The organism is Pontixanthobacter aestiaquae (assembly GCF_009827455.1).
Taxonomy (GTDB): Bacteria; Pseudomonadota; Alphaproteobacteria; order Sphingomonadales; family Sphingomonadaceae; genus Pontixanthobacter; species Pontixanthobacter aestiaquae.
This window is the reverse complement of record NZ_WTYZ01000001.1, coordinates 847,992-861,500: the sequence shown is the minus strand read 5'-3', so window position 1 is coordinate 861,500 and position 13,509 is coordinate 847,992. Positions and strand designations below refer to the sequence as shown.

The 13,509-nt window shown below is 57.0% G+C and carries 14 protein-coding genes and 1 tRNA gene; 9 read left to right on the top strand and 6 right to left on the bottom strand.

The genetic code is table 11. From position 1 onward, the window contains the following. Window position 1: 1 nt before the first annotated feature. Window positions 2-1,609, bottom strand: a complete 1,608-nt coding sequence (locus GRI35_RS04060) for a CHASE domain-containing protein (RefSeq protein WP_160612988.1) — start codon at window positions 1,607-1,609, stop codon at window positions 2-4. A gap of 257 nt (window positions 1,610-1,866) precedes the next feature. Here GRI35_RS04060 and GRI35_RS04055 point away from each other — a divergent pair, with 257 nt between their 5' ends. From GRI35_RS04055 to GRI35_RS04045, 3 genes are all read left to right on the top strand, one after another. Then, a complete protein-coding gene (locus tag GRI35_RS04055) occupies window positions 1,867-2,046 on the top strand; it encodes a NepR family anti-sigma factor (RefSeq protein WP_160612987.1) in 180 nt (59 codons plus the stop codon). Further along, window positions 2,046-2,654, top strand: coding sequence for a sigma-70 family RNA polymerase sigma factor (locus GRI35_RS04050; RefSeq protein ID WP_160612986.1), 609 nt, complete (start codon window positions 2,046-2,048; stop codon window positions 2,652-2,654). Before GRI35_RS04055 ends, GRI35_RS04050 begins: the two co-directional genes overlap by 1 nt. Before the next feature lie 65 nt (window positions 2,655-2,719). After that, window positions 2,720-3,907, top strand: a complete 1,188-nt coding sequence (locus GRI35_RS04045; RefSeq protein WP_160612985.1) for an AI-2E family transporter — start codon at window positions 2,720-2,722, stop codon at window positions 3,905-3,907. A gap of 62 nt (window positions 3,908-3,969) precedes the next feature. Here GRI35_RS04045 and GRI35_RS04040 read toward each other — a convergent pair whose 3' ends face one another. Together GRI35_RS04040 and GRI35_RS04035 are read right to left on the bottom strand one after the other, a co-directional pair. Next, window positions 3,970-4,584 (bottom strand): superoxide dismutase, encoded by a 615-nt coding sequence (locus GRI35_RS04040; protein ID WP_160612984.1) that lies wholly within the window; start codon window positions 4,582-4,584, stop codon window positions 3,970-3,972. An 80-nt stretch (window positions 4,585-4,664) separates the two neighbouring features. Beyond that, the gene (locus tag GRI35_RS04035; protein WP_235900128.1) at window positions 4,665-5,933 is read right to left on the bottom strand and encodes a dicarboxylate/amino acid:cation symporter; all 1,269 of its coding nucleotides are present in this window, start codon (window positions 5,931-5,933) and stop codon (window positions 4,665-4,667) included. Window positions 5,934-6,031: 98 nt separating this feature from the next. Here GRI35_RS04035 and glmM point away from each other — a divergent pair, with 98 nt between their 5' ends. Genes glmM through thiD form a run of 3 tightly spaced genes read left to right on the top strand, consistent with a single transcriptional unit; the run spans window position 6,032 to window position 8,723 of the window. Next, window positions 6,032-7,369 (top strand): phosphoglucosamine mutase, encoded by a 1,338-nt coding sequence (gene glmM / locus GRI35_RS04030; protein ID WP_160612983.1) that lies wholly within the window; start codon window positions 6,032-6,034, stop codon window positions 7,367-7,369. Next, a complete protein-coding gene (locus GRI35_RS04025) occupies window positions 7,369-7,593 on the top strand; it encodes a DUF1272 domain-containing protein (RefSeq protein ID WP_160612982.1) in 225 nt (74 codons plus the stop codon). The genes glmM and GRI35_RS04025 overlap by 1 nt, the downstream gene beginning before the upstream one ends. Continuing rightward, window positions 7,590-8,723 carry a bifunctional hydroxymethylpyrimidine kinase/phosphomethylpyrimidine kinase gene (gene thiD / locus GRI35_RS04020; RefSeq protein WP_160612981.1) on the top strand — a complete coding sequence of 378 codons (1,134 nt, stop codon included), beginning with the start codon at window positions 7,590-7,592 and terminating at the stop codon, window positions 8,721-8,723. Before GRI35_RS04025 ends, thiD begins: the two co-directional genes overlap by 4 nt. 4 nt (window positions 8,724-8,727) lie before the next feature. Here thiD and GRI35_RS04015 read toward each other — a convergent pair whose 3' ends face one another. Together GRI35_RS04015 and GRI35_RS04010 are read right to left on the bottom strand one after the other, a co-directional pair. Beyond that, window positions 8,728-9,603 (bottom strand): LOG family protein, encoded by an 876-nt coding sequence (locus tag GRI35_RS04015; protein WP_160612980.1) that lies wholly within the window; start codon window positions 9,601-9,603, stop codon window positions 8,728-8,730. Window positions 9,604-9,659: 56 nt separating this feature from the next. Beyond that, a tRNA-Gln gene (locus tag GRI35_RS04010) sits at window positions 9,660-9,733 on the bottom strand. 178 nt (window positions 9,734-9,911) lie between these two features. Between GRI35_RS04010 and GRI35_RS04005 the strand changes: the two genes are divergently transcribed. Both GRI35_RS04005 and GRI35_RS04000 read left to right on the top strand, forming a co-directional pair. Then, complete coding sequence (locus tag GRI35_RS04005; RefSeq protein ID WP_160612979.1) at window positions 9,912-11,120, top strand: Ppx/GppA phosphatase family protein; 1,209 nt, start codon at window positions 9,912-9,914, stop codon at window positions 11,118-11,120. Continuing rightward, window positions 11,120-11,785 carry an RlmE family RNA methyltransferase gene (locus GRI35_RS04000; protein ID WP_160612978.1) on the top strand — a complete coding sequence of 222 codons (666 nt, stop codon included), beginning with the start codon at window positions 11,120-11,122 and terminating at the stop codon, window positions 11,783-11,785. The genes GRI35_RS04005 and GRI35_RS04000 overlap by 1 nt, the downstream gene beginning before the upstream one ends. 17 nt (window positions 11,786-11,802) lie before the next feature. On the opposite strand, the gene GRI35_RS03995 is transcribed toward GRI35_RS04000, so the two are convergent. Further along, window positions 11,803-12,438, bottom strand: coding sequence for a c-type cytochrome (locus GRI35_RS03995; protein ID WP_160612977.1), 636 nt, complete (start codon window positions 12,436-12,438; stop codon window positions 11,803-11,805). A 165-nt stretch (window positions 12,439-12,603) separates the two neighbouring features. On the opposite strand from GRI35_RS03995, the gene GRI35_RS03990 reads away from it, so the two are divergent. Next, window positions 12,604-13,500 (top strand): prephenate dehydratase, encoded by an 897-nt coding sequence (locus GRI35_RS03990; protein ID WP_160612976.1) that lies wholly within the window; start codon window positions 12,604-12,606, stop codon window positions 13,498-13,500. Window positions 13,501-13,509 lie beyond the last annotated feature (9 nt).

Below are 13,509 nucleotides of genomic sequence, written 5' to 3'. Positions count from 1 at the left end.
CTTACCGCCCTGCGCGAATAGCAAAGTCGCTTGGTTTTCTGAGCGGCACAACCATTGTGCAGGTCACACCCTCCGGGTGAAAATTGAGTTCGACTGGATTGCGCAGTTCATGCGCCACGATCTTTTCGATCAAATTCGTCCCGAAGCCCGCGGAGCGCTCTTGCGGCACGGTTGGCCCGCCCTCTTCGCACCAGCGGATCTCGGCAAGGTCATCGCTGAGCAGCGACCAGCGGACGCTGACCGTTCCGCCTGCCTCACTGAGTGCGCCATATTTTGCGGCATTTGTCGCAAGTTCGTGAATCGCAAGTCCCAAAGACAGCGCATCATTTGGCGCCAGTTCCACATCTGGTCCATCCAGGACCAAAATACCTTCGGCATTCTTGGCATAGGGTGCGAGTTCCGCCTCTACCAAAGACCGGATCGGTGTGGCGCCCCATTCTGACTGAGTAAGAAGATCGTGGGTCGCCGAAAGTGCGCGGATACGGCCATCGAGTCCGTCAGCAAATTCGTCCAACGTTTCCGCACGCCGCCGCGTCAGCGAAATGATCGATAAAACATTGGCCAGCGTATTCTTGACCCGGTGATTGAGTTCACGCGTTAACACATTCCGGATTGAGCTTTGCTCCTGAAACCACTCCAACGACGCTCGGTCTTCGACCGCTTGGCGCGTGAGGAGCCGCGCAACCACGATCAACAGCGCAGCCACCAATATCCCGAACAGCAATGTAAGCATGGACAGCTTGGACAGCGAATTGCCGCGGGCAGACTCAACGACCAATAAAAATTCGTGGTTGGCAACTGTCACAGTTTCCTCAACGGTCATACCAGTGACTGTCGCAGGCTTAATCTCTGCCAAGAGACGCCCCGGGGCGATGTCGCGGTCATAGAGTCTCAGACCCTTTTTACCGCGGGTCTCCAGCTCAAGTGCTGAAGAGAGAAATTCTGCCGCATTGAACGGACTGTAGATGAAGCCCTTCAAGCGGCGCGGTGACCGGCCATCCTGAAATACCGGCATATACATAATAAACCCGGGGGCCGATCCGACGCCTTCTTGCCGCAGCACCAACATGCCCGACGCAATTGGCCCTGATGCGCGCACGGACTGGTCCATTGCAGCGCGGCGCACCGGATCAGAATACATATCGAAGCCTATAGCGCGCCGGTTCCTCTCGTTATCAGGGCGAAAGAAGGTGACAGGCACGATCTGGGATTGGTCTTCCGGAACAGCCGGAAACACCTCTATTGTTCCGCCGCTTGCCTGAGCGAAATCGGTCTGGAACTGCGCAACTTCGCTTGGTCGCAACCGCGCGGCCCAACCAATGCCTTCAGACCCTTTGTAATCGGAATCTACCCGCAAATTGCTGACGAAGCGATCAAATTCAGGCCGCGTTACGTCGGGAACCGAGCTGAAGAACGCTGCTCCCGCGCGCAAGTACGACGCTGTAGTCCCGCCGCGCCGTTCCAAAGCCGACGCAACCGCTTGGGCCCGCTCGCGTAGCTCGGCGCGCTCGCGCTGTTGTTCGCCATTTTCGATTGCAAACACACTCAGACCGGTAATCGCCGCGATCAACAGGAAGATTGCTACGGGAACTGCCCGAGGATAATCCATCAACAGTCGGCGTGCACGGCGTTCGCGAGGCGCTTCCTGTACCAAGATGTTTTCCTTGCCGGTCAAAGTTCCATGCCACCAATCCCGCAGATTGCGGGGACGAACAGTCAGTGCGCTTGTCCAGCGTAAACGGCCAGGACAGTTACACCGTGTGAGTCAGGGAACCAAAGAGCTTACTCTTCGTTCCCATTTTCAAGCCCTGCGAATGCAGCTACAGGGCAATCAATCACCGTTTTTCCAAAGGCTAGATCAATTTCATGACATCTGGTAAAACTTCCCGACCACAGGATGCCGAGGGCACCAGCGCTTCAGCAGAAAAGCGGAAAGCCAAGCCGGAATGGGCTGACGGTTTGCGCCAAATTTATGATTCAGTGCTCGATGAACCGCTGCCGGACAGCTTCAACGATCTTCTCGCGAAGCTGGACGACCCTTCCTAATGGCGATGCAAGAGCGAACAGCTGCCGAAAAAGCCGACTTCAAACGTGAACTGACCGAAGTTGTCCCGCACCTGCGTGCTTTTGCCCGCGGTTTATGCGGTCGTCCGGATATGGCCGATGATCTCGTGCAGGAAACCATGCTCAAAGCTTGGGCCGCGCAGAAACGTTTCGAGCCCGGGACGTCAATGCGCGCTTGGACCTTTGTCATTCTGCGCAACGCTTATCTGACAGATATGCGCCGCAACAGGTTTCGCGGAGAGTATGACGAAGGTGTGGCCGAGCGCATCCTGACTGCGCCAGCGGGACAAGAAGAGCCGCTTCACCTGTCCGATATGCACCGCGCATTGCTGACACTGCCGCCAGAACGGCGAGAAGCCCTGTTGCTGGTAGGTGCCGGTGGGTTTTCCTATGAAGAAGCGGCCAGCATTTGCGGCTGCGCTGTCGGAACTATCAAAAGCCGCGTCGGGCGCGCACGCGCTACACTCAATTCGATGCTCGAAGATGGAGACATTCCGCAGCGCTCTGTCAATGATCAGCGTGCTCATCGCGCGATTCTCGAGGAATTGGACAACGTAGCCGCTGGCAATGGAATTGCCGCAAAAGCATAGGGTTAAGCCAGCGCACCCCTGAAGTTGCTTGCCCAATTGGGTAAACCGCATCACATAGGGATCCGATGAGCGGGGAAACACCAAATCAGGCAACCAGTGCCGGCGGCACCCGATCACGGTCGAGCCGCCGTATGGCGTTCGCAGAGCAAGAATTGCGGCTGATATCAGCCCTGGTTTTGCTGCTCGGCCTCGGCCTCTTCTTGGCCCTGCCCTTCGTCCTGTCGATCGGCTCTGTTGTATTCCTGCCGCTCACCACGGCTATCATTCTCACGATAATACTATCGCCGCTGGCGGATAAGCTTGCTGGATGGGGTGTGCCCAATATCCTTGCCTCGCTCGTCGCCTTGCTGACATTTTTCGCAGTTCTGTTGCTCGCTCTGGCGCTTATATTGCAACCGGCGGTTGCTCTGTTCGACAGTGTGCCAGCGATGGCCAAAACCGTCGCCGAGCGCTTCTCCCAATTGCAGGACGAGTTTGCGTGGCTGGCAATGGCCAACGAGCAGCTCTCCGCGCTTATGGGGCAATCGGGCGCGCGAGAAGTCGTTCTCGCGAGCCCTTCGGTAATCCAGCAGCTGGCTTTCGCGACGCCGAGCCTACTGCTTGAAACGCTGCTCACATTGCTAATGACATTCTTTATGATCGAGGCGCGCGTCCGCCTCCGCAGACACCTGCTATTCGACCGCGCTTCTTACGGTACCAGCATAAAGGCAGCGCGGGTGATGCGCGAGATACAAGACCGCGTGGCGGCCTATATTCTGACAGTCGCATGGATTAATGGTTGCGTAGGAATTGTCGTTGCATTCGGGGCTTGGATGCTGGGGGTAGAGGCACCGGTGATGTGGGGCGGTCTTGCCGCACTGCTCAACTTCCTGCCCTATATCGGCCCACTATTGATGACAGCGCTGCTAACTCTTTTCGGCATTGGGACGGCTGAAACTTTAGTACTCGGTTTCATTCCGGCAGCTGCCTATCTCGCGTTGCATACTATCGAATCCAATGTATTGACCCCTTCCATTCTGGGTGCGCGGTTTACGATGAACCCGGTAATGATCTTGATCGCGCTGAGCTATTTCTCCTGGATTTGGGGTGTATTCGGAGCGCTGCTTTCGGTGCCAATCCTGCTGATGCTGACGGCATTCTTCGATCATGTCGGGAAACCGAACCTCGTCGGTTTCATATTTGGCGAGCCCTTATTTGCGACCAATCTAATGGCGCTGGGTCTGGACGAGAACGCTACCGACCACGCCGCATAAAGCGCACAAAAAAGCCCGCCCTACACTGTCGCAGGGCGGGCTCTTTTAAATATCACCAAGATTTATGCGTCAGCAAATTTCCATGTTGTGCCGCGGGCCAGATTTTCCGACGCAAAAGCAAGGTTCAGTTTACCGTTGATCACCGCATCAAGATAAGCCGGACGCTTGTTCTGGTGGTCCAGATAATAGGCGTGTTCCCATACATCGATGGTCAGCAGAGGATTGAATTCGCTATCGGCAAGCGTGTCACCGTCATGCGTCTCTTCAATTGATAGCTTGCCGTCTTTTTCAGCAAGCCAAACCCAACCGCTAGCGAAATGACCCGCGCCGCGCTCAGCAAGCTTTTCCTTCAGACCATCAAGAGAGCCAAAGGCATCGCCGATCATCGTTTGCAACTCATCCGACGCGGCCGTGCTTTCCGGTGCCATCGAATGCCAATAAAATGCGTGGTTCCAGGTTTGGGCTGCATTGTTAAACAGCCCTTGGTTCGAACCACGTGCAGCTGCAACCACATCCTCCAAAGCCGCATTGTCGTGATCGGTGCCTTCAATCGCGGCGTTCATTTTGTCGACATATGCCTGATGGTGCTTGCCGTGGTGGTAAGACAGCGTCTCAGCCGAAACGGCCGGGGCCAATGCGGTATCTGCAAAAGGCAGTGCGGGTAGTGAAAAAGCCATGATGTTTCCCTCTATTCAGTATCAGGTGTTATTGGTTGATGATGTAACGCACAGAAAGCGAAAGAGTTGCAGACAATTCCCTAGAGCTTGCCGTGCCGGTCATTTTCGCCTCGATCGACAGTAGCCGTTACCGCGACATTCATCGTCACATTGGCCAGTGTACGCATAATGTCGGGCAGCATTTCGACCGCGACAAGCAAAGCCAGTGGCTCGACCGGGACTCCCATAGCATAAGCAATGGGGCCAATAGAAACGACAAAGCTGATGGATCCCGGCAGACTGACTGAGCCAACGCTGATAATGAAAGCCACCGCGATACCGGCAATCAACAAAGCTGGTGAAAGCGGCACACCCGCCAGTGTCGCAACATAGATTACCACTGCGATGTTCATCGCGGGGCTGGTCGCACGGAAAATGGCCACGGCTAATGGCAGCACGAAGTCTGCCGTCGCATCACCAATGCCAAGTCGCTTAGCGCTGGCAAGCATCGCCGGCAGGCTTGCGAGCGAGCTTTGCGTTGAGATAGCGACGGCCTGCGACGGGATCATCTCGCGCGCGAACTTGACCGGCGACATACGCCCGCCAAGTACTGCCAGCAAGTAAGCGCCGACCAGCACAAATGCACCCATTGCCGAAACTGCCAATATGTAATGCGCCAATGTCGCAAACGCCCCTCCGCCGCTGCGCGCAGCGACGCCTACCGCAAGCGCAAAAACACCAATAGGCGCGAGCCACAACACCCACCCAATGATAGTCAACATTGCGTTGGCAAGCGCGTGAAAAAAACCGATCAAATTGGCCTTCTGCGCCCCCGGCAAACGGGCAATCGCTATCGCAAACAGTGCAAAAAATAGAGTCAACGGCAACATTGCCGTTTCGGCAGCTGCCGCAATGAGATTTGGCGCAATGAGCGATTCTAGGAATTGCCATATCTCCGGCACTTGCTGCTTCTCGATTTGGTCGGCGACCAACATTGCGGAGGCCGCTTCAGGTATCGGGAATGCCGCTAGCAGCATCGGCATAAAGATCGCTGCCACGATTCCGCTCAGGAGCAATACGCTGCAGATCAGCAGCAGCATACGCCGCGCAGTCGCACCGGCTCGCGCTGCCTGTGCCATCTGCGAAATACCCAGTACCAGCAGCGCAGCCACCAGCGGAATGATTGTCATTTGCAAGCCGCGCAGCCACAGTGTGCCGACCAGATTGACCGGCTTTGCAACCGATTCCAGGAACTCGGTGCCAGCGAGCAGCAGACCCACGGTCAAACCGGCAATCAACCCCCCAAAGGTCCACCATACTGGCAGCTTGATGGAGACCAGCTCCAGCGGTTCGCGTGTCGTGTCGGTCAATGATTGCCCCTCTCGGCTCGTTTTCGTCTCAAGCCCTTCACATTCCGGCGTAATAGCGCCAGAAGCTTGTGGCAAATCTATGGGGCTAGAATCACGATATGGCACGCAAATTTTTCGGTACTGATGGCATTCGCGGGCGCACCAACAAAGGTGTGATGACGGCGGAAATCGCAATGCGCGTGGGGCAGGCTGCGGGCCGCCACTTTATGCGCGGCGATCACCGGCACCGGGTGGTGATCGGCAAAGATACGCGGCTATCAGGCTATATGATGGAAAGCGCGCTTGTCGCCGGGTTCACCAGCGTCGGCATGGATGTTATCATGACCGGGCCGCTGCCGACCCCCGCAATTGCGCTGCTCACTCGGGAAATGCGCGCGGATATGGGCGTGATGATTTCTGCCAGCCATAATCTCTACGAAGATAACGGTATCAAGCTGTTCGGCCCGGACGGTTTCAAACTGTCTGACGAAGACGAGCTGGCCATCGAGGCGGCAATCATGGGTGAACAAGAACTCGCGCCCGCGCCGCAGGTCGGCCGGGCACGGCGCATCGATGATGCGCAGGGCCGCTATATTCACGCTGTCAAACAATCGGTCTCCGACGAAACTCGCTTCGATAGTTTGAAAGTCGTTGTCGATTGCGCAAACGGCGCGGCCTATCAGGTGGCACCCTCGGCAATCTGGGAGCTGGGCGCGGAAGTGATCGCGATCGGGGTCAATCCGAACGGCACCAATATCAATGATGGCGTTGGCTCGACATCGCTTGATGCGCTTAAGGCCAAAGTGGTCGAAGAAGGCGCCGATATCGGAATTGCGCTGGATGGCGATGCGGACCGACTGATTGTAGTCGATGAGAAAGGCCAGACGGTCGATGGCGACCAGCTCATGGCGCTCATCGCGACACGCATGGCGGAAAAGGGCGAGCTGACCGGCGGAGGCTTGGTTGCGACGGTCATGTCCAACCTTGGGCTCGAACGCTACATGGAATCGCAAGGCCTCAAGCTGGAACGCGCCAAAGTGGGCGATCGCTATGTACTGGAAAAAATGCGCGCAGGTGGCTTTAACGTTGGCGGTGAACAGTCAGGTCACGTGATCTTGCTCGACTACGCCACGACGGGTGACGGCACGACCGCTGCTCTACGTATTCTCGCCAGCCTTGTACGCTCGGGCAAAAAGGCGAGCGAGCTGATGCATCTGTTCGATCCGGTGCCACAACTGCTGAAGAATGTCCGCTATGAAGGCGGCGCACCGCTCGAGAATGACAACGTCAAAGCGGTGATTGCAGAGGCTGAAGCGGAGCTTGAAGGCAGAGGCCGGCTGGTGATCCGCCCATCGGGAACGGAGCCGGTCATTCGTGTGATGGCCGAAGGCGACGATGAGGCTCAGGTCGAACGCGTGGTTGACCGTATTTGTGACGCCGTCCGGGATGCGGCCTGATGTTGGAAATGCGCCCCGATTGCGAGCGATGCGGTGCAGATACATTTGCTCATGCTCCGGGCGCATTTATTTGCAGTTTCGAGTGCACTTTCTGCACCGAATGCGCCGATGACGTCGATGATATCTGCCCCAATTGCGGCGGTGAATTGATGGACCGTCCGACCCGCTCTAAGAAACTGCAAGAGAGATATCCGGCAAGTACCGAACGGAAGTTCAAAGGGTGAAGAAGCCACCGCGGATACTTGCCATCGCCGGGTCGGATAGTTCAGGCGGCGCGGGTATTCAGGCCGATATCAAAACCATCACTATGCTTGGCGGTTATGCAATGACCGCGATCACAGCAGTGACCGCACAGAACACGCTGGGCGTGCATGCAGTTGAGACCCATTCGGCAGATTTCGTTGGCGCGCAGATCGACGCCTGTCTCTCAGATATCGGGGTGGATGCCGTAAAGATCGGAATGCTTGGGTCGCCAGAGATCGCGAACGTCGTAGCCAGCCAGCTCGAGAAGCTCGACATCCCAATCGTCTTCGATCCAGTAATGGTCGCGACGAGCGGCTCGGTGCTCGCCGACAAAGACACGATCGTGGCATTCGAACGCTTGATGAAAATCGCGACGCTGACCACTCCCAACATCGCGGAACTGGCTGCATTAAGCGGCGACGTGACAATGGCGCGACGCGGAGTCGCGTATCTCGCAAAAGGCGGAGATACCGACAGCGACCAAGCCATTGACCGATTGGTTCGACCAAGGCGCTCTGAGGTAATTTGGTCGGCTTCCAAAATCGAAACGCGCCATACGCATGGCACCGGCTGCACCTTGTCGAGCGCCATCGCAACGTTCTTGGGGTTCGGACTGGAGCTTGAAGATGCTGTGGCTCGCGCCCGCGAATTCGTGCGTCTAGCCCTACATGATGCGCCAGGCTTTGGGGCACAGTCTGGCCCGCTCGGTCACCAAGCCGTCCGCATGGACCTGACCGGCGAACCGCGCCTCAACCAAATCACGCTCGCAGTCGGCAATTACGAGGAAGCTGTGCTGTTCTATCGCGCCATCGGCCTCGCCCAAATGGTCGACAGCCCATCCAACGGATATGCACGCTTCGAAAGCCCCGGCGGTACAACGCTATCAGTCTCGACCGGCCACGGCGAAGTCGGCGGTGCATCGGTCTATTTTGAATGCCTCGATGTCGATGCCTTTACCGACACATTGCGCGAACGGGGCATCGCCTGCCTCGCGCCCGAAGACCAAAGCTGGAACTGGCGCGAAAGCTGGGCCACGGACCCGAGTGGCAATCGGATTTGTTTCTATCAAGCTGGCGAGGACCGGCGGTATCCGCCGTGGCGGATAGGCTAGCTACCTACCGGTCCAACTCGTAAAATTCAGCTATATGCGCCCACGCATCTTCCGCGGTTTCCGCCCAGTGGATCAGTTCCAAGTCCTTATGGCTGATCGTGCCTTCGTCTGCGATGGCTTCGAAATTGACGACGCGCGTCCAGAAATCCTTGCCGAACAGGACAATCGGAATGCGCTTCATTTTGCCCGTCTGGATCAGGGTGAGCAGCTCGAAGAATTCATCAAACGTACCAAACCCGCCCGGGAACACCGCCACTGCCCTCGCGCGCAGTAGAAAGTGCATTTTGCGTAGCGCAAAATAGTGGAAGTTGAGCGAGAGATAGGGCGTCACATAGCTGTTGGGTGCCTGCTCATGCGGCAGGATAATATTGAGGCCGATCGATTCCGCCCCCGCTTCTGACGCACCGCGATTGGCCGCTTCCATGATCGACGGCCCGCCACCTGACGTCACGACGAACTGGCGTTTGCCGTTTTCGATAATCGCCTTCTCGCTGACCAGTTTCGCCAGCGTATAGGCTTCCTGGTAGTATTTAGCCTTGGCCGCGAGGTTCTTGGCGACTTGCTTGCCGTCCTCTGGCGCATTGGCGACCAGCTCCTCGGCCGCATCAGGCGAAGGAATTCGCGCAGAGCCATACATAACCAATGTCGAGCCAACGCCCGCTTCATCAAGCAGCATTTCGGGTTTCAGCAATTCCAACTGGAACCGCACCGGGCGCAATTCTTCGCGCAGCAGGAATTCACGGTCCTGAAACGCTAATTTGTAAGCGGGGTGCTCTGTCTGCGGGGTGCTTCTGGGTCCGGCTTCATAGAACTTCTGTTCCTGTTCAGCGGGATAGAACTTGCGGTCACTGAGATCGTGATCATCTTTTTTATCTGTCATGTGAGCCAGATAGGCCGCCCATGCGCGGCGGGCAAGCAGGAGATACACCGGAAAACTGGATGCCCCGTGAGGATTCGAACCTCAATTGACGGAGTCAGAGTCCGCAGTCTTACCATTAGACGACGGGGCATTATCTGAGGCGTGTTCGGCACGGCGTACGACGCTCAGCGAGGGCGGGCAAATAGGTATGTGCCGCGCTTTGGTCAAGGTCAGTCATTCGGTTCGGCTTGCCCAAACGCCACTTGATCGTTAGCATTGCCCGCAGGTCCTCGTGATATGTTCGCGAGAGGAACAAGAAAGTACTGACTATGGCGGATTTTTCTCCGCCGGACGATAATAAAAGGACTGGCCAAAGAGGGGCCGAGAAGTCCGGCCGGGTAGCAGATTTTCGCTACCGTCCCCCCTCGCAGTCCAAGCCGCAAAAATGCGGCACAGGCTCTTCCGCGAAGAAGCGCGGGGGCGGTAAGACGTCAATTCCCTCACCCAAGCCGCAGGGGTCTGCGCCCTCGCATCATCACCGCAAGCAAGCCTATGCTGCGCTTGATCTTGGCACCAATAATTGCCGCCTGCTGATCGCGCGACCATCGGGTGAAAACTTCACCGTCATTGATGCTTTCAGCCGTGTCGTAAAGCTCGGCGAAGGGCTGGCGATGTCCGGAAAGCTGAGCGACGATGCGATGGACCGGACCTTGGGCGCGCTCAAGGTCTGCGCAGAGAAGCTGCGCCGCCGCAATGTTCACCTTGCCCGTTCTGTTGCGACAGAGGCATGTCGGCGCGCCGCGAATGGTCCTGCTTTCATCGAGCATGTCCGCGAAGAAACCGGCATCGTGCTGGACATTATCTCTGCCGAGGAAGAGGCGCGGCTTGCTGTGTTGGGCTGCCACATACTGCTTGAAGGTGGCGAGGGGCCCGCAGTCATCTTCGATATTGGCGGCGGTTCAACCGAACTGATCCTGGTTGAACCCGGCGGCAAAGTTCCTCGCATTCTCGACTGGCAAAGCGTGCCATGGGGTGTCGTGTCGCTCACTGACACCGTTGGTCGCTGCACTGGCAGTCGCGATGAACGCCTGGCCCGTTATGCGGACATGCGCCGTGTGGTATCTGAAAGCTTTGCCCCCTTTGCCGAACGCATCGCGCCGCGCGCGGAGTGCGAAGAAGAGATCCGTCTTCTCGGTACGAGCGGCACTGTAACCACTCTCGCCAGCTTACATTTGGAGCTTCCGCATTACGACCGGAGGGAAGTCGACGGCTTGATCGTCAGATCCCAAGCGATGCGCGATATCAGCGAGCGCTTGTCAGGCATGTCCCTGGAAGAACGCAGCCAGCTGCCCTGCATCGGTAACGACCGGGCCGATCTGGTAGTTGCCGGCTGCGCCATTCTCGATTCTATTCTCGATATCTGGCCGTCGGAACGGCTCGGTGTGGCTGATCGCGGAATTCGCGAGGGCATCTTGCGCAGCCTCATGGCCGCCGATGCAGAGGGCGAACGTCATCGCCGCGAAATCAGGGGTGCATAGTGAGCCGATCAGGTAAAAACCCCGACCGCAAAGTGCGGACAGCGAAGAAGCGTAGCCAGTCATCGACATTGTGGCTGCAGCGGCAGCTTAACGATCCCTATGTGAAGCAAGCCAAAGCAGATGGTTATCGTAGCCGTGCGGCCTATAAGCTGATCGAACTAGACGAAAAATTCGGACTGCTCAAAGGTGTCCAGCGCGTGGTCGACCTGGGTATTACCCCTGGAGGGTGGAGCCAAGTGGTTCGCAAAATCGCCCCGAAAGCGGCAATTGTCGGAATCGATTTGTTGGAAACTGACCCGATAGAAGGCGTCACCATTTTCCAGATGGATTTCATGGATGACAAGGCACCAGCCGTTCTGGAGAATGCGCTCGATGGCCCGCCCGATCTGGTGATGTCTGACATGGCAGCCAATACGGTTGGCCACAAACAGACCGACCATTTGCGCACTATGGGATTGGTCGAAGCCGCCGCATGGTTCGCGACCGAGAATCTGTCAGAAGGCGGTACTTTCATTGCCAAAGTGCTGGCAGGCGGGACCGATACCGAATTGTTGAATCTGCTGAAAAAGCACTTCAAACTTGTCAAACACGCCAAACCACCGGCCAGCCGCAAGGGTTCATCCGAATGGTACGTGATTGCGCAGGGGTTTAAAGGGCGGGACTAGGCCCAGACGAAATTCCCTTATTCGGTAACTTCTTCCACTTCAGCAGCCGCATCTTGCTCAGTCACTTCTTCAGCCGCACCTTCTGCTTCTGCATCTGCAGCAGCTTCTTCTGCTGCAGGCTCCTCAGCCGCTTTCGGCTCTGGAAGTGGCAGATTCGAACCAAGGCTGTTCAGATACACCAAAATATTGGCGCGATCTTCGTTGTTCTTCAAACCCGCAAAGCCCATCGAAGTGCCTGGAGCGAACCGCTTGGGATTAAGCAGCCAGTCGTTCATTGCGTCCCAAGTCCAGGTTCCGCCTTTTTCAGTCAGCGCCGAGCTGTAGCCAAAACCGGCGTGACCAGCGAGCGGTGCGCCCATCGTGTTCCAAAGATTTGGACCTTGGCCGTTCGCGCCGCCCGATTCGAAACTGTGGCATGTGCCGCAGCGCGCAGCCGCAGCAGTCGCGCCAGCTGCAACGTCAGCAGCTGCCAATAGCGTACCGAGATCAGGGCCGGTCTCTTCGGCGCCACCGGCATCGGCGACTTCGATCGGGTAGCCCAGCGTTTCAGGCCGCTCCGTGTGAAACACTTTGCCGCTGATGATCGACAGTCCAAGTGCGATAACTCCCGCGAAAAGGACCCATCCGGCAGCAGTGTTAAAACGATCATCCATGCTAGTGATTCCACGATTTTTTAGCAGTTGAGTGGTTCGGCGCCGCTTTAGGCATAGGCTGACCAGACTGCAATAGCCCCGTGCGCACTAAATGTTGTCCAAATTTCACCATTGGACATTTTCTGCCATTGAATGCGGCCAGCGGCACGGTTAGGCGTTTGCGCGATGCACAGCTTTCCCGAACCCGCTCTCGCAATGGTTGAAACGATGCGCAAGGCCGCAGATGCGGATCCTGAACGTGCGGTCTCATTCCAAGGATGCCCCGGAGCAAATTCACACCGCGCCGCTACCGAAGCCGCCAGCGATTATCTGCCGCTGCCGTGCTTCAGTTTCGCCGATGCGATTGATGCAGTAAAGGAAGGTGTTGCAGCCTGCGCGATGATCCCGATTGATAATTCGCAAGCGGGCCGAGTCGCGGACATCCACTTCTTGCTGCCCGAAAGCGGACTGTACATCGTTGGCGAGCATTTTATGGATATTCATCACGCATTGATGGCGACAAATACGAAAGGCCCCTTCACTGCGGCCTACAGTCATCCGCATGCGCTCAGCCAAAGCCGCCATTATTTGCGCGAAAGAGGAATGACCCCACTGAGCTTTGCCGACACGGCCGGTGCCGCTGCACATGTGGCCGATATGGGCGATCCATCATTTGCGGCAATCGCGCCCGCTCTCGCGGCCGATCTCTACGGCTTGAAAATCGTCGAAAATAATGTCGAGGATGCTGCGGACAACACCACTCGCTTCGTAGTGCTCGCTCGTGAGCCGCTCGATCCTGCGAGCCTGAACGGCCAAATCGCGATGACAACCTTCGTGTTTGAAGTGAAAAATATTCCCGCGGCGTTGTATAAGGCGATGGGCGGTTTCGCGACCAACGGCGTCAACATGACCAAGCTGGAAAGCTATCAAAAGGGCGCGAGTTTCTCGGCAACCACGTTCTACGCGGATATTGTCGGTACGCCGGGTGATCCTGCGGTGGACCGCGCGCTGGACGAACTGGCGTTCCATTGCAAAGAACTGCGCATATTGGGCAGTTACCTCCAAGCTAGGCCACGCGGATAGCCTATCCCT

Coding starts and splice junctions, on each gene's coding strand:
- GRI35_RS04055 (WP_160612987.1), top strand. CDS start 1,867: ATGACATCTGGTAAAACTTCCCGACCACAGGATGCCGAGGGCACCAGC.
- GRI35_RS03995 (WP_160612977.1), bottom strand. CDS start 12,438: ATGGATGATCGTTTTAACACTGCTGCCGGATGGGTCCTTTTCGCGGGA.
- GRI35_RS04040 (WP_160612984.1), bottom strand. CDS start 4,584: ATGGCTTTTTCACTACCCGCACTGCCTTTTGCAGATACCGCATTGGCC.
- GRI35_RS04005 (WP_160612979.1), top strand. CDS start 9,912: ATGGCGGATTTTTCTCCGCCGGACGATAATAAAAGGACTGGCCAAAGA.
- GRI35_RS03990 (WP_160612976.1), top strand. CDS start 12,604: ATGCACAGCTTTCCCGAACCCGCTCTCGCAATGGTTGAAACGATGCGC.
- GRI35_RS04050 (WP_160612986.1), top strand. CDS start 2,046: ATGGCGATGCAAGAGCGAACAGCTGCCGAAAAAGCCGACTTCAAACGT.
- GRI35_RS04060 (WP_160612988.1), bottom strand. CDS start 1,609: ATGGATTATCCTCGGGCAGTTCCCGTAGCAATCTTCCTGTTGATCGCG.
- glmM (WP_160612983.1), top strand. CDS start 6,032: ATGGCACGCAAATTTTTCGGTACTGATGGCATTCGCGGGCGCACCAAC.
- GRI35_RS04025 (WP_160612982.1), top strand. CDS start 7,369: ATGTTGGAAATGCGCCCCGATTGCGAGCGATGCGGTGCAGATACATTT.
- GRI35_RS04015 (WP_160612980.1), bottom strand. CDS start 9,603: ATGACAGATAAAAAAGATGATCACGATCTCAGTGACCGCAAGTTCTAT.
- GRI35_RS04045 (WP_160612985.1), top strand. CDS start 2,720: ATGAGCGGGGAAACACCAAATCAGGCAACCAGTGCCGGCGGCACCCGA.